The sequence below is a fragment of the Shimazuella kribbensis DSM 45090 genome (assembly GCF_000428065.1).
Taxonomy (GTDB): Bacteria; Bacillota; Bacilli; order Thermoactinomycetales; family Thermoactinomycetaceae; genus Shimazuella; species Shimazuella kribbensis.
The window spans coordinates 102,274-126,531 of sequence record NZ_ATZF01000002.1; the positions used below are offsets into that span (position 1 = coordinate 102,274).

The window sequence follows — 24,258 nt, forward strand, 5'->3', positions numbered from 1 at the left end:
TATGGATGATTTCAACTGGAATGGTATTGGGAGCAAGTTTTAATTTTATCGAAGAATTTTGGCAACTATATATGAGTAAAATCGGCATTCCAATCCTTTACTTTGGCATCTTCTCTGCTATTTGTATGCTTTTGCAAATACCTGGGAACCTTCTCACTCCTTGGCTTTTGAAAAAGTTTCAGCCTTCTTCCATATTCATTATCATCCAATTCATTTTTGCATTCGGTTTCACTTACATTTCCTTGATTCATCATTTTTCTAGCTTGATTGTTTTTTTTCTCTTATTCTTTGCTTCTAGTATTACTATGCCAATTGTTTCTGGTTATCTTCATCACCATATAGAGTCTTCGATGAGAGCTACGATTGATTCTTTTCAATCTCTAGGAGAAAATATTGCAATCATGGTCATGGGATTAGGTTTTGGGTACTTCTGCTCTACTAGTATATTTAACGGTTTTGGTTTCCTTGCACATCTTTGTATCTACTACCTAATTTTCTATTTACTCTTTGTACGTCGATTTTCTACAAAATGAAAACAAAAACAGCATTGTTTCTTAGAATAAATCTAAGGAACTTTTTTTATTTTTCATTTGCTACTTATATCAATTAATGATATATTACATTTAAAGATATATCATTAATTGATATAAGTGGAGGAGGTTAAATATGCCACGTACAGATTCTTTAGAAATGGGTGAACTAACCGATACATCCTACTATATTTTGCTTTCCCTACTAGATGCAAAACATGGTTATCTCGTTATGAAGACCATTGAACAAATGACAAATAATACATTTTCCATTGGTCCTGCTTCTCTATATACAACTATAAAAAAATTGGTCAAAGCAAAATTAATCGAAGAACTAGAACAACCAGATATACAAAACAAAAAGACATATGTTACAACCAAAAATGGGATTCAATTATTGAAAAAAGAGGTTCAACGAAGACGTGAAATGGTGAGACATGCGGAAGAGATTTTTAAAGCTAAAGGGGAGATATAAATGAACACAGTGAAATATATCTATAATGGTGGATTAGCCTTTTCCGAAGAAAAAGATATGCAACGATTAAGCAAGTATGCAAAAGAAGGTTGGATATTGGAATCTTCTGCATTCATGGGATTTGTCTATAAACTTCGAAAAGGTAATCCCACGGATTTGGTATATAACCTTGATTACAGAATGGATGCAGACGATGAGTATTTTTCCTATTTTCAAGAAGCTGGCTGGAAACTAGTCTGCTCTTTTGGAAATCAAATCTATATTTTTGCAGCACCTGTCGGGACAAAACCAATATACAGTGACTCATCCTCCTTAGTAGAAAAATACGAGCAGGAAAAATCAAAAATGGGAACCTATGCCTTACCTTTTTTAATTGCGACTTTGGTTTTCTTTCTGGCTCCTATGTTAGGTTTTGGCACTCTATTGCCTTTGTGGTTAGATAAAACACTATTTATATTTGGTATGATTTCTCTCATTCCTCTCATTTTCACAGGACTCCCTTTTATCGGATATGTATTAAGATTAAAACGAATCAACAAAAAGTAATCGAATAGCCCAAAAGATATCTTTGGGCTATTTTATTTTTAAGATATAATAGGCTTAAATGGTAATATCTCATTCTACTCTGACACTATCTTCATAATCCTCCAAAGAGAAATAAAAAAGCTACCTTCTTTTCAGGTAACTTTTCCCACCATTCTTCTCCACTTTATAATGGTATAAGATCTTTTAACTTTGTAAAGAATCTCGCAAGGTCTTCCTCTTGTTTGTACAATTTCTTAACCGTTTCTAGAAGGAAAGTGGGGATTTTACGGCCCTCCATAAAAGAATAAAACTTATAGTAACCTTCTACTAAATGTTCCCATCGAAAATCATTTCCAGATTTACGATATTCTGATACATCAATGATCTTTGCATGGCCATCTTGAAAAATGACATTCCCTAGATGAATATCTCTTGGATTTAAACCTTGTTTTCGCGCAAATTCACGCGCCGACTCCACTTCTACTATTACCTCTGGATTAATAACGACTCCTTGTTCCAGACATTGATAAAGGGTAGGGCCTTTTTCGTAAGAAAGCTTTAAAAAACGAGATCCTTTTGCATGACACGTAGCATACGTTTTGCAATCTTTTAATTGTTGATAGATAGAATATTCTACTTCGCATTTCCACTCTGCTTGTTTTACGTAAATTTTGTAGACGACATCCGATTCAGTATTATGCTGTACTACAACGGCATCTGTTCCTACACCAATTACTTGAAATGAGTCGGGGATGTATTTGATGTTTACTTCTAGTGAATCGACCTTCTTTTCTAATTTGATTTCTTGTAGTTCTTTGTAAATTGCAGATCCTTGTAACGGGTCAGATTCAATACTAATTTTCCTTCTCCCCTTCGATTTGAAATGAATGGCGAACCATTCACACAATTGCATTAAGATATTCTAACTTTATCATAACACGAATCGAAAAAATACTTAAGGAGGTTGAATGCGCATTGACAAAACGGAAATATGCAGATCGACCAAACTGGAAACGTGTAAAAGATAAAATATTTTTCATTCGAGATGATCCTGATTTTGTAGGAAAGATTACTTGTTTGGGTTTTAAAAGTATTGAAAAACCACTGTGGAAACAATATACACAAACAAAGTTGAAAATTTTAGATAATCATTATTGGTGGATTCAGTTCTTTCCATCTCAAAAAAATTATACTATCACTCTCATGGTCAATGAGGAGAAACAAATCATTCAGTGGTATATTGATATTTGCAAAACTCAGGGAATAGGGGAAACAGGAATACCTTGGTTTGATGATCTTTATTTGGATATTGTAATCTTACCAACTGGCCACATAGAGATCTTAGATTTAGAAGACTTGAAAATAGCCAACTTGAACCATTTGATTAGCGATAAAGATTACCACTTAGCAATTCAAACCATGAATGCATTGATTTCATCAATAGAAAAAACCATTGAATTTTATCAAGCACTATACGTAAAAATAAAACCCACCATAATTAGCCATTTTTTGTGAGGTGTAAACAAAATGATTCATTCAAAATTACGTATTGTTATTGGAGCAGGTAAATACAATAACAACCCCGAGTGGACTCACACCCAGAAAAATGAACTCCATCTGCTAAAAACAGACGATTGGTTAAGGAAATTTAAAAAAGAGAGTATTTCTGCTATTTTAGCTGAACATGTATGGGAACATCTAACCTATGAGGAAGGAATACAGGCTGCAAAAAACTGTTATGCGTTTTTAATACCTGGTGGATATATAAGATGTGCAGTACCCGATGGAAACTTCCCAGATTTGGAGTATCAAAATATGATTCAAATAGGTGGACCAGGCTCCAAAAATCATCCCGCTAATAGCCACAAAATTGTATATACGTATCAAACTCTTACAACTATGTTTCATACAGCTGGTTTTAAAACTTCTTTATTGGAGTATTGTGATGATAATGGTCAATTCTATCATCATCCTTGGAAACCAGAAGAAGGCATGATATATCGATCCTATTTATTTGATCGTCGAAATAAAAATGGAAAACTAGGTTTTGTATCTTTAATATTGGATGCAAAAAAACCTTTTACATCTTAATTACCAATCCATCTTCTGTAAACCTAACGCCTGTTGGCAAATTATTTTTTGTGATATCAATGTCATGAGACATATGGGTAAGAATAAGTTTATCAGGACACAATCGATCTTTTAGTTGAAGTGCTTCTCTCACATCATAAATAGATCGTTTCTCTTGATTTGGATAATCTGATGCATTTAGATAAGAAGCACCTAATATTAGTAGCTTAAGATGATGAAATGGTTTTGTTTGTTCCATTGTCATTCGGATAGCATCTGGAACATAAGCCCATTTTCCAGCTTCATTGGTAAATACAATTCCATACGAATATCCATTGTTACCATGATTCACATAGTGAAACGAGATATGAAAATCATCTATAACCATCTTCTCTGTAGGAGTAAAATAGATATATCTTTTGGGAGTAAGATAAGGATACCGATCTTGGAGAATTTTTATTACATCAGACGGGCTAATAATGGTTAACTTTGACTTATGCCAGAAACACAAGTCCGCAAGATCGCCTAATCCAGCGATATGATCATTGTGTGCATGGGTAATACAAAGATAATCTGGAATCGGAAGATTCCTATCCATAAATTGTTGTCGAAAATCAGGTGAAGAATCAACCAAAATTCGTTTGGAAGCATGAATGAAAATGCTTGGACGGCTCCTTCTATTTTCTAGACTTTTACAAACTGAACATGCACACAACATACGTGGAACCCCTTGAGAATCACTTGTCCCCAAAAACTCAATTCCTGTTTCCAAAGTAATCTTCTCCTATCCTGTTCAAAATGGATATCATCATATGATCATCGAATATCGATTGTTACAACTATTGAGACCTTGCCTGAATCAGAGAGCCTTAGAACAACAGCTAGCTGGATTGAAAACAGGAGCGGCATTTTCTATTTGGCTGGAAATCCATTTGAGGAATTATTCAAACTGTATCGACAAACAGATGAAAAATTACTGTTATGTTTACATCTATTTATACATGAAAGTAAGGTTCATCATGATCTCAGAGGAAGTTAAATTAGCACGGCCAGCACAACGTGCTCTTCACCATGCTGGTTATACGCACTTAGATCAACTAACAAAAACAACTGAAACAGAACTTAGTAAGTTGCATGGCATAGGACCAAAAGCACTTCAACAACTGGGCAATGCTCTAGCGAAAAAAGGATTATCATTTGCAAAAGGAAAATAAAAACTATTTGTCTAATAACCAATTCACGGCATGTTTCAAATTCTTTGCGGTATAGTCCGCTTGCATATGGACCCATTTATGGCGATATTTCCTCATCGCTTCTCTGCCTGCACCTGTTTGGACCAAAATGCAAAGACATCCAGCCTGACGTGCTGCTACCATATCAGACCAACGATCACCGATTACTACACTATTTTTCAGATCAATTTGATGTTCTTTTGCTGCTCTCTCTAATAAACCCGTTGATGGCTTTCTACAACTACACCCTTCTTCTGCTGTGTGTGGACATAAGTAAGTGGCATCAAAACCAAAGGATACTAGTTCCTGTTTGAACGACTCCGCTTTTACTTCTCCTCTAGATATCCCTGGTTGGTTTGTAAATGCAAATACATAATACCCTGTTTCTTTAAGCAATCGAATACAGTCTAAAGTAAAAGGATACAAGGTAAATTCATTTGGATATTGTACAGTTCGACCTCCGCCAATCGTCCCATCTCTATCCAAAAAAACGATTCTGTCCATATCAATCCCCCCTTTTTCTGAGCACTAATATCGATAAAAAATTTGACGTATGATCCTCATTTTTTGAACTCCCATGTTTTTTTGTTGCAGTTCATTTATGGTTGGGCGATTTCCAATAACAACGGGTATATGTTTGGATTTTACGTTATTATCTAATTTCTCTAATAAAGGAATTTGATTATCATTCATAAATACATTGATATCTTTTCCATTTCTAAAATGAATAACATAATAAATTTCACCATCCCAATGAACATTTACATAATGCACATCTTCCCATTTATACACTCGACCTCCGCGTTCCAAAGATTTTTCACCTACTTTGTCTGGACTGATCCATCCAATAACAGAAACTGCAAAAAAAACGATGGAGCAACTGAAAAAGAAAGAAGATGTGTTCCATTTTTCTTTAATCAGTTTATAGATCGCCAATGCGAAACAGGAACAAGAGAGCATAGATAGAAACGTATAAGTGTCACCAATATAAATAAACCATTCATCTGGACCAAGTAGTGATGTTAATGGGATATAATCGGTCAGTATCCATAGAGAGATTAGAAAAACGGAAAAACCAACAACACTTGAAAAACATCCAACATATTTCCCTTCCTTCTTTTTTACCTTTTCTATTGATTTTCTACCTGTTTTTTTGACCTTACCCATATTTCGACACCTCAATCACTCTGTTGCAAAAACAAAAAACCAATATATCATTTCAGAGTTGTTAATTTGATTTAATTCAATAGAGAACTACTCCGGAATTTGAGTAGTTCTCTATTGATCGATGAATCATTTCATTAAGTTTACAGACTGAACCATAACAACTGCTACACACTTTCTTCCTCCAATATGATGTCATGCTAGAAAAAATGGGAATTCAAATTAACAATCATTGATGAGAACGGAGTTGTATTTGACTTATGAGAACATGCGCATGTATAAATGAGAAAACTACAGTATCCATGCAAACAATCGTGGGCGAAAGCAAATTTCTTGAGGAAGTTGAATATAGTGGAATAACAAAGTAATTCGTAGTAGCTAGGTCCGTCAGTATAATTTCATCTGTGTTCTGATTATGTTCCCCACGGCTCAATATCTTTCAAAACATTCTCATCCTTTCATTGATTCTGATTTCAGATTATACTATAAGTTATGCCATAATCAATGCAACAGCACAAAATTTTGCGCTTACCTATCATAAATTTGTTCTCTAACACAAAAGGAGACTGCATACATGATTTCATTTAAACCTCTTCGTATTTGGATGGCAGGTCAAGGAAAAGAAAAAACAGACCTAGCCAAAGATTTAGGTCTAAATGCTCGTACATACCAACGCATCTGGAAAGATGGAAATGTAACTACGGAAACCATCGACCGTATTTGTGAATGTTACAACCTACCGATTGAAAAAGTTGTTATTCGCATTCCAAATAAAAAACAAAAAAGTTCTACATAAAAAGTGAATATGTAAACCAAAATGGTATACAAAAATTGAGTTTCTAACTACGTGGAAACTACAATCCCACATTTCTAACCATACTCCCCTATTATACCTAATATTTTGATAATAGTAAATTTTATTCTCATCTCATCACTATCCCGCTTTTATGTTTACTTTAAACGTGACAAATCTAAAGCTTTTTTCCCTTCTTTCACATGCAGTACGAACCAATTGTAAATTTCTTCTCATTTACATCGTATTCCTGCGGATTCATATAGCCTACTACAGAAATCATCATTTTAGCCAACTCAGTAAAATAGGATTTTGGTAACTGCCGATTGTATTGGAAAGTAAGAAATAATGGATCATGAAGAAAAGAAATGCTTACTCATTTTTCAGTTCACCCTCACAATATGAAAGAAAATATAACATATGCAAGGTGTCTACATTTGTAATCTCATCCGAATTTCTTTGGATGATCTTTTGTTTTAGATATAGGTCCTTGATATAAATATTAGATTTATCCTTTTGATATACCCTTACTATCCCTTTCTTACTATCTATTTTTTCCATCTATAACAGTGTCTCTTCTTCGGAAGCAAACAATCGATCTTCCATCATTCATCTAAAAAATTTCCCCAAAAAAGATAAACCCATAATCAAAGCAATTACAACGCAAGTCCAGAACAACATCTTATCTTGTTTTTCAAATTGTTTTTTATTCATGTTTATCACCTAAATGATGTTATATATAAGATCAAAAAGAATATTTCTTCTTTATTATAATACATTCTACAAAATCAAATAAGAGGTACAGCGTTTTTCTCACGTATTTGTTCATGATGCAAAAAACAAACTGCACAACTTTCTAATGCAGTTTGTTTTTTATTTTGAGTAAGCTGATTTTTCATTTTTGGAGTTTATCTAATTCCTTCTGGTAAGTATCTGAAGAATCACAAACCTGGGAAATATATGTCTGAAGAGCATTTTTGTATTTTTTTATAAATAACGTATTAGTTGGAGAAAAACCATATTCTTCTTTAGCAGTCATCATTTTATTATAATAAGCCGAACATGATAAACGTTTGCTGTATGGAGAGTGATCATTTGCTAATATTAGAAAGTTACCCTCTGCACCAGGAATATACTGAATAGTGAACTTTTCCCCTTGATTAGGATACTGATATCCGTCTTCGGGATCTGGATAAATATTGAAGTTTGTATCTTCAAAAGTCGTTTTGATCGTTTTATTTTCTGCTATGCGAATCAGAACATGATAACGAGAGATGGGCACATCATTATAAGTGCTATTAGTCAATTCGATTTCTGTAATCAAAGCATCTGCTTTTGTACCATTCGCCTTAAGAAAAGCGTTATTCATTTCGGTTCCAAAAACAAGAAATCCTATGCAAGCTAGGATGATAGTGATAGAAACGCCTATACCCCACTTATCACCTATAAAATTGATTATGAATGAACAGCACGCCAAACCAGCGAACAAAAAAACAAAAAATAAAATAAATCGGTACTCTATTAAAAAGCCAATCACACTTGAAAGAATACTCATTTACTGATTCACCACCTTTTAAATAAGAGCAAGAAATTCAGTTTATGAATTATTAATAAAACAATACTTTCCTCTTTACAGAAAATCAATCGAGTGTATAAATAGATTATACAAACTTAACATTCTAAATCTTGATCTTTTAAATAACTTACTTTCTTACTCCTTTTCATGAAAAGATAGAAAAAACTATTTACTTCGATTTCTGAGAATGATATAGTAAAAATCAATTGATAATGATTATCAATATCATTTATAGGAGTGATACCACCCAATGACTTATCCCCATGGGATGTTTAATGCTGATTTTATATCTACACAAGAAATTAGGGAATCAAATGCACGCTCCTATCCAAGACGTATCCCCATTGCAATCAAAAAAGCAAAAGGGATTTTTGTGACAGATGTAGAGGGGACAAATTATTATGACTGCCTATCTGGAGCTGGGACGCTCGCGCTAGGGCATAATCATCCCATCATCAAAGAAGCTATCCGAAATGTATTGGAGAATGATCTTCCATTACACGCACTCGATATTATGACACCAATCAAAAATGAGTTTATAGAAGAATTGTTTTCGAGTTTGCCCACAGAATTTGCTTCTCGTGCCAAAATCCAATTTTGCGGACCAACTGGTGCTGATGCAGTGGAAGCGGCGATCAAACTGGTAAAAACAGCAACGGGAAGTCGCAGTATATTTTCCTTTCATGGTGCTTATCACGGGATGACACATGGTGCGCTGAGCTTGACTGGTAACTTAGGACCAAAACAATCCGTGTCCAATCTCATGCCTGACGTCCATTTTCTTCCTTATCCTTATCCCTATCGTTGTCCATTTGGTCAAGGTAGTGAACTAAGCGAACAAATTAGCCAACATTACATTGAACATCTTTTGGACGATCCTGAAAGTGGCATAACTAAACCAGCCGGACTCATCATGGAGATCATACAAGGTGAAGGAGGAGTAATCCCAGCACCAGATAATTGGATTCGGAAAATTCGTTCCATTACAAAGAAACGAAAAATTCCACTAATCGTGGATGAAGTACAGACTGGATTTGGACGTACAGGAAAACTATTTGCCTTTGAACATGCGGAAATAATCCCTGATGTATTGATATTATCCAAAGCAATTGGAGGTTCCCTTCCTTTATCTGTTGTTGTATATGACAAAGATTTGGATCAATGGAATCCAGGTGCACATGCAGGAACATTTCGTGGAAATCAAATGGCTATGGCAACAGGAACAGCAACCATAAAATATATTCGAGCAAACAATTTGGAAAAACACGCAGAAAACATGGGAGATAGATTCATGTCCCATTTGAAAGAGATTCAACACAGTAGTTCCTGTATTGGGGAGATTCGTGGAAAGGGATTAATGATTGGGATCGAGATCGTGAATAAACAACTCCAACCTAATGCCTTAAATAGTTATCCGCCACATTCAGAACTAGCACGCCAAATCCAACAGGAATGTTTGAAAAAAGGATTGATAGTAGAATTGGGTGGTAGGTTTGGAAGTGTCGTTCGCTTCTTACCTCCTTTGGTTATCACGGAAGAACAAGTCGACGCAATCTGTGAGATTTTTGCTAAATCTATCCAAGATATAGAAATCAAACTCTAACACAGGGCCAGTAGGAGGTTTTTACAATACAAATAAAAGAAAAAAACAAAATATTCAAAGAACAACTCTTTTTTCATCCTTCTTTCGAAACATGGTCCCATTATCAGGATGCAATGACTCAAACTCATGCTATCCTTTTCGAACAATTCGCCAAACTCACGCAACCGTTTAGCGGTATTACGGTTTCTGAGTTAGAACAAAAGATAGATCAATATAGCGTTTGTCCAGATGATGGTTCAGCGCTTTCGGAAGTTTTAACACTAGTAGGACAAAATGTTTTAAAGCATTCTGTAGCAGTACATCATCCTGCTTGCATTGCACATCTACACTGTCCTCCTATGATTCCTGCATTAGCTGCTGAAGTAATAATCAATGCGAGTAATCAATCCATGGATTCATGGGATCAAAGTCCAGCCGCCACGATCATTGAAAAAAAACTGGTTGCTTGGCTGTGTGATTTGATTGGTTATAACCAATCAGTTGCTGATGGTATTTTTACAAGTGGAGGAACACAATCCAACTTTATGGGCCTACTTTTGGCAAGAGAACGGTATTGTAAGGAGAAATGGGGTTGGGATGTACAAAAACAAGGGCTTCCACCTGAAGCTAATAAGTTACGCATATTATGTTCTAGCAAAGCACATTTTACGGTAAAACAATCAGCCGCTTTGCTTGGTTTGGGTGAAGAAGCAGTTGTGCTCATCGAAACAGATAAGGATATGCAATTAAGTCTTTCTGATCTAGACAAAAAAATATCTGAAATCACCAAACAAGGACTATTCCCTTTTGCGCTTGTAGCTACTGCTGGTTCTACTGATTTTGGAGCCATAGATCCAATTTTAGGTTGTGCAACTCGAGCAATAAAACATGACATGTGGTTTCATGTGGATGCTGCTTACGGAGGAGCTGTCATGTTAAGTGAGCATTATAAACATTTACTTGACCATATTCAGTTGGCTGATTCCATTACAGTGGATTTTCATAAGCTTTTTTATCAACCTATCAGTTGCGGGGCTTTCTTAATTAAAAATCAAGACCATTTTCAATTGATTAAATCCAACACTGCTTATCTAAATCCAGAAGAAAATGAGCTAGAGGGCATTCCCGATCTTGTCACCAAATCGATTCAGACGACACGAAGATTTGACGCGCTAAAACTATGGGTTTCTCTACAGGCAATTGGACGTACTGCATTTGCAGAATTAATTGAATACACTCTATCATTGGCTCAAAAAACAGCACAACTTATTTCAAACGAGCCATTGTTGGAGTTAGTAAATAAGAATCCCACATTAAATGCGATCGTTTTCCGGTATATTGGGTCATCTGTTCCAACATCCTCTGTTGAATTAAATCACTTGCAAACGTTGATACGAAAAAATTTATGGGAAAGCGGAAAAGTGGTATTAGCACAAACAAAAGTGGATAGTTCTACCTATTTAAAATTTACCATGCTCAATCCCAATATGACAATGAAAGATGTTCACATGATCTTAGACCAAATAAAAAAAATGGGTAACGATATAGAATCTCAAAAAAGAAAGGATGACTACCATGTCTAAAATAATAGCTGAGCAAACAACTATGGCAAATTTCATGAACTGTTACCTAAGAGAAATAAAGAACTACGCAAAACTCGAAAAAGATAAATCTCAAAATCATCCTTTATATTGGCTATTCTCCGTTTGCCAGACGGATATTTTGGTAGTTTGTCCTCAACTCCATCAAGGTATAGATATCATCGTACCAGTTTCTTATTGGTCTCCAACTGGACGGCATTTATTCCAATATCCATGGCACTACTTCACTCCCACAACAGAATTACTCCCTTTGGATTTGGTAACATTGATAACAGTTATTACAAAAGAATTATCCATCACAAATAATAGGAATGGCTCCCTAGAAAATATTGTTTCAGGAGTCATTCAAAGTTCTCAACATACAGCTTATTATATCTCCAAACGAAAATCAGATTTTAACGAACTATATAGTTCTGCGTTCCGATTTATTGAAGCAGAACAATCGTTGATTTTTGGCCACCCTATGCACCCTACTCCAAAAAGTAGAGAAGGGTTATCCGCTATCGAAAAACATATTTACTCCCCTGAAGAAAAAGGAAAGTTTCCTTTGCACTTCTTTCGAGTTCATTTATCCATCATAAAAGAGACATCTTCATTGGAGATGACAACGACTCAGTTATTAAAAGAAGAATTCCTTCATGATGAGGAGTTAGGGGAAGAATTCAAAAATTTATATTTGAAAGATGATGGGTACGCTATCCTGCCCATCCATCCTTTGCAAGCAAATCTATTACTCTCCTCTCCTACAGTGAATGAGTGGATAGATCAAAAGTTACTAGAGAACCTTGGAACGCATGGACGAGCATATTATCCGACCTCTTCTATCCGAACCATGTACCATCCTCAAGCTCGTTTTATGCTTAAAGGTTCGTTGCCCATTAAAATTACTAACTCTGTAAGAGTGAACAAATTAAAAGAACTCGAACGAGGAGTAGAAATTTCGAAGCTACTACAAACAAAATTAGGCGAAGAACTAAACCGTAAATATCCAACATTTCAAATCATCAAAGACCCTGCTTTTATTACAATTCAATCACCAAATACCAAAGAAGAATCAGGATTCGAATTAATTTTACGAGAAAATCCATTTCCCGAATCAAAAGATGCTAATATTTCGCTGATTGCTGGATTGGGTCAAGACTCGATAAATGGTGGCAAAAACAGATTGTCTACGATTATCCATGAGATTGCTCAAAGAGAACAACGTAGCACGGCTGATATAAGTCTGGAGTGGTTTAAGAAATACCTTTCTATTTCCTTTGAACCTATTATGTGGTTATACCATCAACACGGAATCGCCTTGGAAGCTCATCAACAAAATAGTTTAGTAGCATTGGAAAATGGCTATCCACACCGCTTTTATTATCGTGACAATCAGGGATATTACTATTGTGAGTCTACCATCTCACATTTACAAAAAATATTACCTTCTATTAATGAAAAAAGCCAAACCATGTGCCCTGATCATGTTGCTGATGAACGACTGCTCTACTACCTCTTTATTAATCATCTTTTTGGTTTGATCCAAGCTTTTGGAAATAGCGAACTGATAGAAGAAAAAAAACTACTTGCATTGTTACGAAATGCTTTATTTGATCTACCACCAGCTCCACAAACCAATTCGAAGTTAACCCAATTTTTATTGAAAGAAGCTCAACTTCCTTGCAAAGCAAATCTATTAACTAGATTGTATGATATGGATGAATTAGTAGGTCCATTGGAAAGTCAGTCTATCTATGTCCAACTGGATAACCCTTTAATCAAAGGAGTAAAGATCGATCATGGCGAATCATCCTCATCTCACGGATTTCAGCCTATTTGACATGGAACAAAAAAAAGCGATCTCCTTTCGTCAAGTGAATGTTACACAAGATTTAGATATGCTCTTTGGATGGATGCATGAGCCTCATGTCATACCATTTTGGAATTTAGCAGTCTCCTATGATGCCTATAAAAAACACTTGCAACAATTTCTAAACGATCCACATCAAATGCTGCACATTGGATCATTAAACGAAGTTCCAATGAGTTATTGGGAAACCTATTGGGCCAAGGATGACATCATTGGGGAAACATATCATGTTCACTCGTCCGATCAAGGAATTCATCTATTACTTGGGCCTCCTGATTATATCGGAAAAGGCTATGCCTTACCTTTGTTGAAAACCATGATCTATCGTCTATTTCTTTATGAAAAAACAGAAAAAATTATCGCAGAACCAGATATACGAAATGAAAAAATGATTTATATTTTTAAAAAGTGTGGATTTGAGGTCCAAACGATAGTAAAACTACCAGATAAACATGCAGCACTTATGTTCTGTTATCGGGAGCCATTTTTAAAGAGGTGGAAATATGTCTAGTTATACCATGAAAGAAGCAAATTCCAATTCTTCGATATTGGATCTCATTGGCGTTGGGATTGGTCCCTTTAATCTTGGATTGGCTAGTATGTTAACAAAGGTAGAACAGATAACTTCCTTATTTTTTGATCAGAACGATCGATTTGAATGGCATCCTGGATTGCTAATGAACGGAACTACATTACAAGTCCCTTTTTTTGCAGATTTAGTTACAATGGCTGATCCAACAAGTCCTTACTCCTATTTGAACTATTTAAAAACCCAAAACAGACTGTACCACTTCTATTTCCTTGAGCAATTTCATATTCCACGTGTGGAATACAATCACTACTGCCAGTGGGTATCCAAACAACTACCTCACTGTCGCTTTGGTCAACGGGTTAACCAAATAACATGGCATCAAGAAGGATCGCAAGATTACTTTTCTGTTCAAGTAGAAGACGTAAAAAACGGGAGCATAACCATATATAAGGCCAAAAACATAGTAATCGGTGTTGGAAGTACACCACAACTTGGACCATCGTTTCAATCACTTGATTCTGATCAATTTTTTCATTCTGCATCCTTTCTCTATCATCGTAACCGCTGCAGAGAAGCAAAATCCATCACTGTGATTGGATCTGGGCAGAGTGCAGCTGAAGTTTTTTATTCTCTGTTACAAGAACAAGATCAGTATAACTATCGCCTGGATTGGTTTACTCGTTCTGAAGGTTTTTTTCCCATGGAATACTCTAAGTTAGGTTTAGAACATTTCTCAGCTGATTATATCGATTATTTCCACTCTCTTCCCCAAGAAAAAAGAGATAATCGATTACAAAAACAAGATCTTTTATATAAAGGAATAAGCGCAGGAACAATTTCTGACATCTACAACCTTCTATACGAGCGTACCTCATGCAATAACGAAGTCCCTGTTTGTCTACTTTCACAAGTAGAGATCCAACAGATAAAAAAAATATCTCATGATGAAGAAAAACATTTCCGACTATCTTGTTTCCATCAAGAAGAGAATAAAAACTTTACTCACGAAAGCGAATTGATTATTTGTGCTACAGGTTATAAACGCGAAATACCAAAGTGTATTACTGAATTGAAAACATTAATACGTACAGATGAAAAAAAACGATTTGTGGTTCAGCGTGATTACCGATTGGCCCTGCAAATAGAGACTGAATGTTCTATTTTTGTTCAAAATAATGAACTACACAGTCACGGTGTTGGTTCACCTGATCTTGGACTTGGTTCATATCGAAACGCCACTATTATTAATAGTATCAGCGGAAAAACCATTTACCCTGTCTCCCATAAAACTGTGTTCCAACAATTTGGTATACCTCTAGAAACCAAAGTTAAGGAGAGTCATTCATGAACAACCAGAAAATCAGTTCTATTCTCTCAGCTGAAACATGGGTAACTGTATCTCGTAATTTGCTTACAAAAATGATTGCAGAATTTATGTATGAAGAAATCATCACACCTAAATGTATAGACACCAGAGAGAGTATCGCTGTTTATCAGCTCACCTTAAAGAATGAAGTCACCTATACATTCGAGGCAAAATCGAGGGTATTTGATAGTTATCATGTTTTCTCTGAATCTATTCGACGTCATCATTCAGGTCTTACTACCCAAGCGACCAATCCGATTCAATTTATATTAGATCTGCAAAGTACCATTGGCATGACATCTAGTACGACCGCTCATCTTATCCGAGAATACAATCATACCCTTATTGCAGATGCACATATCTGGAAACAAAAGCAACATCAAGAGCAATCGCTTACTCAAATGGAATACAGTGAAATAGAAGGAGAAATGGATGGACATCCTTGGATTACCTACAACAAAGGGAGAATTGGATTTGGTTATCAAGATTATCTAGCTTATGCCCCCGAACAAAAACAATTAATCCAACTCGCTTGGATAGGTGTCCATAAAAAAAGAGCTGATTTTCAGGCAATCGATGGGATGACTTATCGTGGTCTAATCCAAGAGGAGTTAGATGAGCAGCAAATTACGCTATTCGAAGAACAATTAATCCAACGAAAAGTAGATCCGAAAAACTACTACATGTTGCCGGTTCACGACTGGCAATGGGATAACTATATCATTCCATTTTTCGCAGAGGAACTAGCCAAGAAATATATTATCTATCTTGGTACTGGTAAAGATCATTACCTTCCGCAGCAGTCGATCCGAACCTTTGTTAACCAAAACGAGAAAAAGCGTCATCATATTAAATTGCCAATGAGTATTTTAAATACTTTGGTATACCGTGGCTTGCCAAATGAACGCACTGTACTTGCACCAAAAATCACATCTTATATTACGAATATTCACAAAAAAGATACCTTCTTAAACACAGAATGCCGTGTCATTCTACCAGGTGAGATCGCAAGTATTAATTATGATCATCCTTATTATTCTTCTATGGAGGATGTTCCTTATCATTATCAGGAATTGTTAGGCTGTATCTGGCGTGAAAGCATTTATTCCTATTTAAATCCAGCAGAGAAGCCCATAACCCTAGCTTCTCTCTTGCATGTGGATAAAGAAGGAATACCTTTTATAACCAAACTTCAGCAGCAATCAGGATTATCATGGGATGAATGGTTAAATCGTTTATTTACAGTTATTCTTCATCCGCTATTACATTATTTGTACCGTTACGGTGTAGTATTTTCACCGCATGGACAAAATACCATCCTCGTATTGAATGATTCTATACCGTATCGACTAGCTATCAAAGATTTTGTAGATGATGTCAATATAAGCCAACAAGCCCTTCCTGAGCTTGCTGACATCCCTGTAGCTCTAAAAAAAATACTTCGTAGTGAAAATCCAGAAGGTCTTTGCCAATTTATTTTTACAGGCCTGTTTATCTGTCATATGCGATATTTATCCGATCTTCTAGAAACGCATCACTCCTACTCAGAAGCTATATTTTGGAGAAATATTCGTCAAGTTATTTTAGACTACCAAAATCGTTTTCCAGAATGGGAAGATCGCTATCGTTTGTTTGATTTACTCCGGCCTAAATTTACCAAACTCTGTCTAAATCGTAATCGCATGTTGGATGATGGTTATGAAAATGGAGAAGACAGACCTCATGCTTCTGAGTATGGTTTTGTGAACAATATATTGAGCAAATATTAGTTGATACACCGAAAATGAGATAAAAATAAAGAGACCTCTCTCCAATGAAATAAGGTCTCTTTTCTATTTGTACTCTATTATAAACGCTATAGATCACCAATTACTTCTCCAGATTTATCGATCTGTTTTCTTGATTTCAAAATGGTGGATTTTATTTTCCATTGATTATCTTCTTTCACTAAAGTGTGTTCCGCTAACATACGATTATCCTTAAAAGGAGCACTATTATTATTTATTGTATCTTGCTCTACTTCTACTACAGCATATTCTTCTGATACAGAAACAATATTAAAACTTTTTATTGTTGCTTTCAAATCGTATTCAGAAAAGTACTGCTTCATTGCATTTTCCGTTTGAATATACCCTTCTGGATTCGCATCTTTTGCGATCGTATCCATATATCCGGAAAGATCTTCATCATTCATGGTTTGTAAATTATGTTCGATCACCTGTTTTATTTCTGCTTCCACATTTCCTTTCCCACCAACATTACAAGCTGTAACAAAAAACAACATCGCAAAGAGAAGAAAAACACCTAAATTTGATTTTTTTGTTCATCCTAACTCCCTCTCACTTTACAAAAATATCTGAAATGAATGTATCCTTACCATTCAATTATATAATAGTTAATAATTGAATTCACTTCATTTTCTTACTAAGTGAGCAAAGTTAGATACCAAAGTACATTATTTATTTAAATAGCAGATGATTGTGCTTTACGAACTCGGAAATAATAAAATAGAAACAAGAGAACATGCAAAATCGCTAAAGTTAAAAAGATATTACTAAAGATATACCCATTATTTGCGAAAGTAAATGGATTCCAAAATACAGTTGATCCATTATCCAAAACTCTACTCAATATTGCGGTCCCCACTCCTTGCGAAATGAAAGTAAACATCTGCATAAGCCCCATTCCCAATCCAGCTTGATCCTTTGGAAGAGTTTGAGAGGTAGAATTGGACAATACGATTAACATGAATGATTGTCCAACAGTACCAAAGACTAAAAACATAGCGACGAACCATGCCGAACTTTCAATAAATGTAGAAAGTAGGATAAAGCATAAGAATAAAGAGCTTGCAGCGATCAAATAAAGATTTTTATTCCCTCTCGTATCTGCTAATTTCCCACCTACACGCCCCAAAATAACAGATGCCACAGCAGCTGGGACCATCGCAAAGCCGACCCAAGAAGCAGGAAATTTTTGTACCTCTGTTAACAATAAGGGAACTAAAAAATATAGGCCTATCCCAATCCCATTAATAAGAAAGGCAAGAATAATATGGAGAGTATATGCCTTATTCAAAAATAATTTTGGTGAGATAAATGGATTCTTGGTGACACGTATTCTTCCAATAAAAATGGACATCATGAAAATAGCTACTATTGCTAACCACCATACTCCATTGGTCACACTGATCATGATACATATAATAGCGATAGACAATAAACTGCCACCTAGCCAATCAAATTTATCATGACTTTTTTCTTCTTCTTCATTTAAATATTTTCTGTAGAAAGGTAGCGTAAACAAGATCAGCAAAGAAACAGCAAAGAGCCAATGCCAATCTACCATGCTCGCAATAAACGAAGATACAACTGGACCCAACACACCTCCTAAAGCAAGTCCTACCGCCATCATCCCCAATGCTTTCCCTCGATTTTCTGGGGAAAAATAACGTATAGGGATTAATATAGCAACAGCAGGAATGGTACCAGCTCCTATAGCTTGTAGGCATCTACCGACAAGAGCCATCCAAAATGTCTGTGAAATTAATCCTATCAATGATCCTATCGCAAAAATAATGATACCTACTGTTAGCAAATCCTTCAATTTAAAACGATCTGCTAACTTTCCATACGTCACGGTCCCAATCGCATAAATAATCCCATAAGAAGAAGAAAGCCAACTGACTTGCGATATAGAAAGATGGAATTCTTTACTAATCTGTGGAAGTACATACATGAACATAAGAACACTCATCGAGGATAGCATCACGGTAAACATAACAATGCGCATCAATATTTCGCCAGTATGTTCTGAAACTTTGGTTTCCATACTCAAAACCTCCATGTTGTGGTTAAAAAGAGAGGAATACTCAAAAATCATCACTCCCTTTTTTTACTTTGATGTTTTTACCAAATCGAATAAAAATAGTGTTGTATGTCTTGAATAAGCATTCAGGAACTTCTAATGCTGCAAAGTGTCCACGTCGACCAGACTCAGATCAATGAACAATATCGGATTGCTGTTCTGCTAAGTAGCATATAGATCGAATCAAATCATGAGCAAACACCGCCACACTTAGAGGTATATTTAAAATTATCGTCTGTACTGACTGTCTTTATATCTAAAATAGGATTGAAATTATCCCTACATTTACATATTTACAGTTCCTCTCCTCTTGTCTCCAAAAGTGCATTACCAGACATCTGTTTTATCATCCGGGTCATGTCATTTTTCTCTTCATCAGTATAGCCAACCGAAATTGATCTAGACCAATAAGCTAATTTAGTTTTAATGAACGTACGCATTTCCAATCCTTTTGCAGTCAATGTAACCAAATAGGCTCTACTATCTTTTGGAGAACGTATCCTTTTTACATAACCTAGTTTCTCTAATCGACCAATTGCTCGAGCAGTAGCAGCTTTGTTAATAAAAAGGTTGGATGACAGTTGTTCTTGTGAAATTCCATCTTCTTCATGCAGATTCACTAAAAAGATGTATTCAGATGAGTGAACATCATAATCTTTTAATTCTCGATTGAGATAGATTTGAAATTGTCGATGTAATACAGAAATCCACTTTGCAACACTTTCTTTTTGTTCCATTGAATTTTCTCCTTATTTAGTTGACTACTCAACTTTAAATCGAGTATACATTTACATAGTCGAGTTGTCAACTATCTAGATGTATACTCGATTTTTATTTTTTGCTGTTCTCGTGTAAGATAAGAGTAGAAGAAAAGAATTGAAACTAGGAGAGACATATCTAGAAAATGGACATAGTCACATCAACCGTTTTAAACTTACTCTTGGTAATGGTACTGGTTTTACTAAATGGTTTCTTTGTCGCAGCAGAATTTGCGCTTGTTAAAGTTCGTTCCACTCGTATCGCTCAAATCATGACCAAAAAAGGAAAAAGAGCTCAACTTGTTTTAAAAAATTTGGATGCCTATCTCTCTGCTACTCAACTTGGGATAACGCTAGCTTCTCTCGGATTGGGTTGGGTTGGAGAACCTACGCTTGCAAAGATTTTAGAACCTATATTCCACTATTTTCATCTTCCGGCGTGGATAAATCATACAATCTCGTTTGTCATTGCTTTTTCCATTATTACCTTTCTGCATATTGTCCTAGGCGAAATGGCGCCAAAATCATTAGCTATTCGCCGTTCTGAATCCACAACCTTATGGACGGTAACTCCATTGCATTGGTTCTATGTCATATTTAAACCATTTATTGTTGCCCTTAATGGTTCAGCCAATCAAATTCTCAAATGGGCAGGGATTGAACTTCAGGACGATCACCAACAAGTCCACACAGAAGAAGAAATCCGTATGGTCATAGAAGAAAGCCATCGGAGTGGTATCATTGATAAAGCAGAGCTCACCCTTTTTGATAATGTTTTCGAATTTGCAGATCGCGTCGTTCGAGAAATTATGGTTCCTCGTGTGAGAATAGTAGGCTTAGATACAAACGAATCTCCGGAAGTACATTTGGAAACAATGCTCCATACCAAACTTACACGATTTCCAGTCTACGATGGGGATAAAGACCAGATTATAGGAGTTGTATTGCTTCGTGATTTCTTTGAAGCGATGGTAAAAGAGAAAAAAAATGTATCTATCCAAACTTTGATGCGTCCTGTTCACTTTATTCCTGAAACGATCGAAGTAAAAGATGCATTTATGCAAATGCAAAAAGAAAAAAGTCACATGGCTATTGTTGTAGATGAATATGGCGGCATTTCAGGATTAGTGACCACAGAAGATATCATTGAAGAGATTTTCGGAGAGATACAAGATGAATATGACAATGAGCGACCTTTTTTTCAAGATACAGAGAAAGGTGTCTCGATTGAAGCTAGGTTATTAATCGATGATGTGAATAAATATTTTGATCTACAAATTGAAGATGAGGAAAATGATACTATTGGTGGTTGGCTATTCTCTCAATTTGAAAGAATTCCAAGTGTTGGGGAAAAGCTAACTTGGAATGGAACAACGTTTATGATTGAAAAAGTTAGAAAGCAGAGTATTGAACGGATATTAGTAAAAAAAACGGAACTTCCTAGTCCCGACTAACAAAAAGGGCATCGAATATTCGATGCTTTTTTTGTATCCATCTCTTCATCCAAAGGTACATCTGCAAAAATCCATGTTTCGAAGTGATTTATGTCCATTTGGTTTAAAACGAGAGAGATCACTCGATAAAGAACAATATAGCAGTTGTGGCCAAACTGAATAACCTTAAGTTTGACCACAAGGTTTTTTCACCTGAAAGCAGTGAAATAGACAAACACAAATACAACAGCTGCTAGTACTCCACAACCGAGAGAACCGATCATCCTCCCTGCTCTATCAAAACCACCCGACAGCAATAGCAACACAAAAAAAGCTATTATGCTGCCGAGGAGCATCTTGTTTGACATCCCATTCTCCTCACTCGCAAAACCACTAGCTACTTGCTTGTATTTTACATGAAAACAAACAAAAATTTCTACCTTCTATATTTGTACCATCTTTTATAAAATTCACCTAAAGGATGTATTTTGTAGATTTATCTAGTATTTTTTTCGAATTTTCTCCATTCTCCAAAACGAATTATTCCTTTTGTAATTGACCTAACATTTGAAAGATCTGACCTCTATGGTGGGATTCATGTTCGATTAAATGATAAACAACCCACTCAGGTGTAACATTGTATTGATCAAGTATCCTCGGTTTACGCCACCCTTCTAAATCGATAGAGCGAAAAGATGCGAGAAATACTTCACGAACTTTTTGAAGGCGATCCACATGTTCTTCTAAACTTTGACCTTGTATGTGGGTCAATGAACCATCTTTCGTACTTACCTCGAATGGAAATAAAGCGCTTATCTGCGAATCCCATTCTTTGCATAACACTTCCTCATACAACCAATCAGCCTCAATCATAGCAATATGGTAGAGCAAAGATCCGATGGATTGCCTGCCATCCTTATTTGTATCAAGGATTTTTTGATTGATTCCAGTTAATTTTAAAAGGAGTGTACGGCGTACATCCTCAAGAGCCCATAACCATCGACCCATTTCTACTGGATATCCTGTTAACGAAGATATCTTCAAAACTTTTTTGTTCATAATAGAATATTCTCCTTCATTAAAAGAGTTCGAGAGACTGTACACTTCTTTGTATAATAGAAAAGTAGAAAAAACAAATAAGCGAAAGGAGAAATGAAAAATTAAATTTCAATACGAAATACATCATGAGGTAAAAACAGAGTATCATCCATCGCTTGATTTTATTTTTACTTATATTCAATCCATGGATGAAACTCAGCAAACATTTTGTATTTTAGAAGACCAAACAGGAAGTTATGTCCAATGTTTAGGTGATAACCAGTTGCAAATCGTAGAATATCGAAAAATTACAGAAAACAATTATTATCACTATATTTTAGGTAAAATTCAACAAAGGAAGAAACAAAGCTGGCTGAACAATCTCATGAATAAATTCATGATAGAAAGCAAAAACCCAAAAGAAAATGAAGTTTTGGATACATCTAGTACCATAAAAATATTCCAATCCTTCTATGAAAGCCATTCTATTCCAGAAGAATTCACATTACGGGATATCAGCAAATATTTATAAGAGTTTAAATGTAAAATATGTTCTTTCATCATCTTAAGATTAGAGAACTCGATATATTATTGAGGTGAATGATGAAAACAAAGATCATCCATACCATCGCTATCCTTGGTTGGGTTCCATCATTTTTATACACCTTATGTACGCTGATGCCGCTCAAGCAAGACAGGTAGTCGAAGAGATATTATATATTTTAACCAAAAGGAGATGTAAGTTTGTAACCGTTCAAGAGTTACAAAAACAGGGTACTTCAAAATGATTTTTTTCATCCTATTCTTTCACAATTCCTACAAAACCCCAGACAAACCTCCATCAATATTTATAGAAGTTCCTGTAACATAAGATGCCGCATCAGAAACTAGGAAGGTTATCACTTTTGCCGCTTCTGCTGTATCGCCAATCCGACCAAGCGGAATATGATGCTCGGGTTTGGCAGAAAATTGTTCCCAGTTTAGTTCTGGTGCTTGTTTTTTCCAACGTTTTTCAATTTGATCACTCCGAATTAACCCAATACAAACCGTATTTACACGTATATTATCTGGTCCTAAGTCTTTACTCATGGCTTTGGTTAGCGCCATACCAGCTGCACGACTGACTGTGGTAGGCAAGGATGACGCTGTTGGTGTTTTTGCTATTACAGCAGTTACATGAACAATAGAGCCACCTTCTACTTGACGCATATAAGAAAGTGCATGTCGGGAGCAGTGAATGGCACCAAACAGTTTTAGATCTAAATCTTGTTGCCATAGATCTGTCTCTACTTGCTCAAATGCATGTGCAGCAGAAGTTCCGGCATTGTTAATTAAAATATCTAGTCTTCCAAAGTATTTCGCTGTTTGTTCGACAGCTTTTTGGCAATCCTCTTTTTTACTCATATCTGCTACTATATAAAACGCTTGTCCGCCTGTTGTTTTTTCAATATGTTTTACTGCAAACTCCAATTGTGCTTGATCTCTAGCGCAAATTGCTACTTTTGCTCCTTCTTGTGCCAGATGAATCGCTGTTTCTAGTCCAATCCCTCTACTACCACCTGTTACAAGTGCTACTTTTCCTGTTAACCCTAAATCCATGATCATCTCTCCATTTCCATAAAGTAAAAAAACGATTACAGATCTCTCCTTCCATCATAGCAAAGAGGTGTGAAATTTATATATTTTTATCAAAATCAATTAGATTTTTTAAGATATCAATCCAAACTTACTATGTCCACATGGTATCTTACATCATTATAATTGAATCTTTTCTTGGTAGAGCTGTAACTTCTACTGCGTTCGGCATCTCCATCATTCATCGAATGAACGAAATATGTTTAAAGGGATTAGGTTAGAATAGTCA

The 24,258-nt window shown here is 35.6% G+C and carries 27 protein-coding genes; 15 read left to right on the forward strand and 12 right to left on the reverse strand.

The annotated features are described in order from the left end of the window. Positions 1-5: 5 nt before the first annotated feature. The 3 genes from A3GQ_RS25535 to A3GQ_RS0103930 all read left to right on the forward strand — a co-directional run bounded on the left by A3GQ_RS25535 (position 6) and on the right by A3GQ_RS0103930 (position 1,551). A complete protein-coding gene (locus A3GQ_RS25535) occupies positions 6-533 on the forward strand; it encodes a hypothetical protein (RefSeq protein WP_156877533.1) in 528 nt (175 codons plus the stop codon). A gap of 133 nt (positions 534-666) precedes the next feature. Continuing rightward, positions 667-1,005, forward strand: a complete 339-nt coding sequence (locus A3GQ_RS0103925) for a PadR family transcriptional regulator (protein ID WP_028775947.1) — start codon at positions 667-669, stop codon at positions 1,003-1,005. Beyond that, positions 1,006-1,551, forward strand: a complete 546-nt coding sequence (locus tag A3GQ_RS0103930) for a DUF2812 domain-containing protein (protein ID WP_028775948.1) — start codon at positions 1,006-1,008, stop codon at positions 1,549-1,551. A 163-nt stretch (positions 1,552-1,714) separates the two neighbouring features. On the opposite strand, the gene A3GQ_RS0103935 is transcribed toward A3GQ_RS0103930, so the two are convergent. Further along, the gene (locus tag A3GQ_RS0103935) at positions 1,715-2,443 is read right to left on the reverse strand and encodes a hypothetical protein (RefSeq protein ID WP_051271183.1); all 729 of its coding nucleotides are present in this window, start codon (positions 2,441-2,443) and stop codon (positions 1,715-1,717) included. A gap of 62 nt (positions 2,444-2,505) precedes the next feature. Here A3GQ_RS0103935 and A3GQ_RS0103940 point away from each other — a divergent pair, with 62 nt between their 5' ends. Both A3GQ_RS0103940 and A3GQ_RS0103945 read left to right on the forward strand, forming a co-directional pair. Further along, positions 2,506-3,045 carry a ribonuclease FAU-1 family protein gene (locus A3GQ_RS0103940; RefSeq protein WP_037463944.1) on the forward strand — a complete coding sequence of 180 codons (540 nt, stop codon included), beginning with the start codon at positions 2,506-2,508 and terminating at the stop codon, positions 3,043-3,045. 12 nt (positions 3,046-3,057) lie between these two features. Continuing rightward, positions 3,058-3,621, forward strand: coding sequence for a class I SAM-dependent methyltransferase (locus tag A3GQ_RS0103945; RefSeq protein WP_028775951.1), 564 nt, complete (start codon positions 3,058-3,060; stop codon positions 3,619-3,621). Here A3GQ_RS0103945 and A3GQ_RS23330 read toward each other — a convergent pair. Then, positions 3,611-4,372 carry an MBL fold metallo-hydrolase gene (locus A3GQ_RS23330; RefSeq protein WP_051271185.1) on the reverse strand — a complete coding sequence of 254 codons (762 nt, stop codon included), beginning with the start codon at positions 4,370-4,372 and terminating at the stop codon, positions 3,611-3,613. The two genes, A3GQ_RS0103945 and A3GQ_RS23330, sit on opposite strands and share 11 nt — an antisense overlap. A gap of 4 nt (positions 4,373-4,376) precedes the next feature. On the opposite strand from A3GQ_RS23330, the gene A3GQ_RS28345 reads away from it, so the two are divergent. Next, positions 4,377-4,814, forward strand: a complete 438-nt coding sequence (locus A3GQ_RS28345; RefSeq protein WP_342664987.1) for a DUF4269 domain-containing protein — start codon at positions 4,377-4,379, stop codon at positions 4,812-4,814. A 3-nt stretch (positions 4,815-4,817) separates the two neighbouring features. On the opposite strand, the gene A3GQ_RS0103960 is transcribed toward A3GQ_RS28345, so the two are convergent. Beyond that, on the reverse strand, positions 4,818-5,336 hold the full coding sequence (locus A3GQ_RS0103960; protein WP_028775953.1) for an HAD-IIIA family hydrolase: 519 nt from the start codon (positions 5,334-5,336) through the stop codon (positions 4,818-4,820). Between the two features lie 24 nt (positions 5,337-5,360). Further along, the gene (locus A3GQ_RS0103965) at positions 5,361-5,999 is read right to left on the reverse strand and encodes a hypothetical protein (RefSeq protein ID WP_028775954.1); all 639 of its coding nucleotides are present in this window, start codon (positions 5,997-5,999) and stop codon (positions 5,361-5,363) included. Positions 6,000-6,570: 571 nt separating this feature from the next. Between A3GQ_RS0103965 and A3GQ_RS23335 the strand changes: the two genes are divergently transcribed. After that, positions 6,571-6,792: a helix-turn-helix domain-containing protein gene (locus A3GQ_RS23335; RefSeq protein ID WP_037463946.1), complete on the forward strand. Its 222-nt coding sequence runs from the start codon at positions 6,571-6,573 to the stop codon at positions 6,790-6,792. 892 nt (positions 6,793-7,684) lie between these two features. Here the strand turns inward: A3GQ_RS23335 and A3GQ_RS0103990 are convergent. Then, positions 7,685-8,344, reverse strand: a complete 660-nt coding sequence (locus A3GQ_RS0103990) for a hypothetical protein (protein WP_028775956.1) — start codon at positions 8,342-8,344, stop codon at positions 7,685-7,687. 271 nt (positions 8,345-8,615) lie between these two features. Between A3GQ_RS0103990 and A3GQ_RS0104000 the strand changes: the two genes are divergently transcribed. The 6 genes from A3GQ_RS0104000 to A3GQ_RS0104025 all read left to right on the forward strand — a co-directional run bounded on the left by A3GQ_RS0104000 (position 8,616) and on the right by A3GQ_RS0104025 (position 17,067). After that, entirely contained in the window at positions 8,616-9,968 is a 1,353-nt protein-coding gene (locus A3GQ_RS0104000) for an aspartate aminotransferase family protein (protein WP_028775957.1), read from the forward strand. Between the two features lie 113 nt (positions 9,969-10,081). Continuing rightward, entirely contained in the window at positions 10,082-11,530 is a 1,449-nt protein-coding gene (locus tag A3GQ_RS0104005; protein WP_051271187.1) for a pyridoxal phosphate-dependent decarboxylase family protein, read from the forward strand. Next, positions 11,523-13,370 (forward strand): IucA/IucC family protein, encoded by a 1,848-nt coding sequence (locus A3GQ_RS23340; protein WP_211227705.1) that lies wholly within the window; start codon positions 11,523-11,525, stop codon positions 13,368-13,370. Before A3GQ_RS0104005 ends, A3GQ_RS23340 begins: the two co-directional genes overlap by 8 nt. Continuing rightward, positions 13,330-13,911, forward strand: a complete 582-nt coding sequence (locus A3GQ_RS0104015; protein WP_028775959.1) for a GNAT family N-acetyltransferase — start codon at positions 13,330-13,332, stop codon at positions 13,909-13,911. The genes A3GQ_RS23340 and A3GQ_RS0104015 overlap by 41 nt, the downstream gene beginning before the upstream one ends. A 7-nt stretch (positions 13,912-13,918) precedes the next feature. Further along, the gene (locus tag A3GQ_RS0104020) at positions 13,919-15,280 is read left to right on the forward strand and encodes a lysine N(6)-hydroxylase/L-ornithine N(5)-oxygenase family protein (RefSeq protein WP_051271256.1); all 1,362 of its coding nucleotides are present in this window, start codon (positions 13,919-13,921) and stop codon (positions 15,278-15,280) included. Beyond that, positions 15,277-17,067 carry an IucA/IucC family protein gene (locus A3GQ_RS0104025; protein ID WP_028775961.1) on the forward strand — a complete coding sequence of 597 codons (1,791 nt, stop codon included), beginning with the start codon at positions 15,277-15,279 and terminating at the stop codon, positions 17,065-17,067. The genes A3GQ_RS0104020 and A3GQ_RS0104025 overlap by 4 nt, the downstream gene beginning before the upstream one ends. A gap of 86 nt (positions 17,068-17,153) precedes the next feature. Here A3GQ_RS0104025 and A3GQ_RS0104030 read toward each other — a convergent pair whose 3' ends face one another. The 3 genes from A3GQ_RS0104030 to A3GQ_RS0104040 form a co-directional block, all read right to left on the reverse strand. After that, positions 17,154-17,537: a hypothetical protein gene (locus A3GQ_RS0104030; RefSeq protein WP_169818240.1), complete on the reverse strand. Its 384-nt coding sequence runs from the start codon at positions 17,535-17,537 to the stop codon at positions 17,154-17,156. Between the two features lie 224 nt (positions 17,538-17,761). Further along, positions 17,762-19,129: an MFS transporter gene (locus A3GQ_RS0104035; protein WP_028775963.1), complete on the reverse strand. Its 1,368-nt coding sequence runs from the start codon at positions 19,127-19,129 to the stop codon at positions 17,762-17,764. Between the two features lie 329 nt (positions 19,130-19,458). Next, positions 19,459-19,902, reverse strand: coding sequence for a MarR family winged helix-turn-helix transcriptional regulator (locus A3GQ_RS0104040; RefSeq protein ID WP_028775964.1), 444 nt, complete (start codon positions 19,900-19,902; stop codon positions 19,459-19,461). A 167-nt stretch (positions 19,903-20,069) separates the two neighbouring features. Here A3GQ_RS0104040 and A3GQ_RS0104045 point away from each other — a divergent pair, with 167 nt between their 5' ends. After that, positions 20,070-21,377 carry a hemolysin family protein gene (locus tag A3GQ_RS0104045; RefSeq protein ID WP_028775965.1) on the forward strand — a complete coding sequence of 436 codons (1,308 nt, stop codon included), beginning with the start codon at positions 20,070-20,072 and terminating at the stop codon, positions 21,375-21,377. Here the strand turns inward: A3GQ_RS0104045 and A3GQ_RS0104050 are convergent. The 3 genes from A3GQ_RS0104050 to A3GQ_RS0104060 form a co-directional block, all read right to left on the reverse strand. Further along, positions 21,374-21,556, reverse strand: coding sequence for a hypothetical protein (locus A3GQ_RS0104050; protein ID WP_028775966.1), 183 nt, complete (start codon positions 21,554-21,556; stop codon positions 21,374-21,376). The two genes, A3GQ_RS0104045 and A3GQ_RS0104050, sit on opposite strands and share 4 nt — an antisense overlap. Positions 21,557-21,565: 9 nt before the next feature. Then, entirely contained in the window at positions 21,566-21,724 is a 159-nt protein-coding gene (locus A3GQ_RS26630; protein ID WP_156877535.1) for a hypothetical protein, read from the reverse strand. Between the two features lie 172 nt (positions 21,725-21,896). Continuing rightward, positions 21,897-22,415: a DinB family protein gene (locus A3GQ_RS0104060; RefSeq protein ID WP_028775967.1), complete on the reverse strand. Its 519-nt coding sequence runs from the start codon at positions 22,413-22,415 to the stop codon at positions 21,897-21,899. A 262-nt stretch (positions 22,416-22,677) separates the two neighbouring features. On the opposite strand from A3GQ_RS0104060, the gene A3GQ_RS0104065 reads away from it, so the two are divergent. Continuing rightward, positions 22,678-22,926, forward strand: coding sequence for a hypothetical protein (locus A3GQ_RS0104065; RefSeq protein ID WP_028775968.1), 249 nt, complete (start codon positions 22,678-22,680; stop codon positions 22,924-22,926). Positions 22,927-23,210: 284 nt separating this feature from the next. Here A3GQ_RS0104065 and A3GQ_RS0104070 read toward each other — a convergent pair whose 3' ends face one another. Beyond that, positions 23,211-23,993: an SDR family NAD(P)-dependent oxidoreductase gene (locus tag A3GQ_RS0104070; RefSeq protein WP_028775969.1), complete on the reverse strand. Its 783-nt coding sequence runs from the start codon at positions 23,991-23,993 to the stop codon at positions 23,211-23,213. Positions 23,994-24,258 lie beyond the last annotated feature (265 nt).